The organism is Mesorhizobium sp. M4A.F.Ca.ET.022.05.2.1, assembly GCF_003998845.1.
Taxonomy (GTDB): Bacteria; Pseudomonadota; Alphaproteobacteria; order Rhizobiales; family Rhizobiaceae; genus Mesorhizobium.
Genome location: NZ_RZOJ01000770.1, coordinates 1 through 908 on the forward strand (window position 1 = coordinate 1; position 908 = coordinate 908).

The following is a 908-nucleotide window of genomic DNA, read 5'->3' on the forward strand; positions in this document are numbered from 1 at the left end:
CCTTCGGCGACAGGCCGAGGTCCGCGAATGTCAACGCTTCTTGAGCGGTCTGGGTGTCTGAGGACAAGTGTTGGCTGTCTTTGGCTGGTTTAGGGAAGCGCAACGGCATCCGTCGCGGCAAGCGCCGCGCGCCTGCAAGATCGGCGTTGGAGTTAGGCGCAAGGCCGCGATTTGTCAACAGAAACGGCCCGAATTGCTGCGATTGTGAAGACGTAACCTTAATCGCGATGCTTAATCGAAGCCTTGTCCTTGCGCCGGCTCAGTAGCGGAACTGTTCGGCGAGGATACGCTCGTTCCACGAATGGTTGGGATCGAACAGCAGCGTGGCTGTCGCCGTCGGCGACTCCCGCACCGTCACAGAGGCCACAGCCTTTACTTCCGTATGGTCGGCGGCAGCGTTCACCGGCCGCTTTTCGGCCTCCAATATGTCGAAGCGCACCGTCGCCTTGTTGGCGAGCAATGCGCCGCGCCAGCGGCGCGGGCGGAACGGACTGACCGGTGTCAGCGCAAGCAGAGGCGCGTCGAGCGGCAGGATCGGTCCGTGCGCGGAGAGGTTATAGGCCGTCGAACCGGCCGGCGTCGCGATCATCACGCCGTCGCAGTTCAGTTCCTCCAGCCGCACCTGCTCGTCCACCGTGATGCGGATCTTGGCTGTCTGGTAGGACTGCCGCCACAGCGCCACCTCGTTGATCGCCAGCGCCGATACCGTTTCGCCCTCGCGCGTCACCGCCAGCATCTCCAGCGGACGTATGGTTTCGGCGACGGCGGCGGCGATACGTTCCTCGAGGCCGCCGGCCCGGTATTCGTTCATCAAGAAACCGATGGTGCCACGGTTCATGCCGTAGACCTTCTTGCCCGTGCTCATCGTGTCGCGGAGCGTCTGCAGCAGGAAGCCATCGCCGCCGAGG

General features: G+C 63.7%; 1 protein-coding gene. It reads right to left on the reverse strand.

Going from position 1 to position 908, the window contains the following annotated elements:
• Positions 1-259 precede the first annotated feature (259 nt).
• On the reverse strand, positions 260-908 hold a 649-nt coding region (locus EN745_RS35280; RefSeq protein WP_127423345.1), incomplete at its 5' end, for an NAD kinase.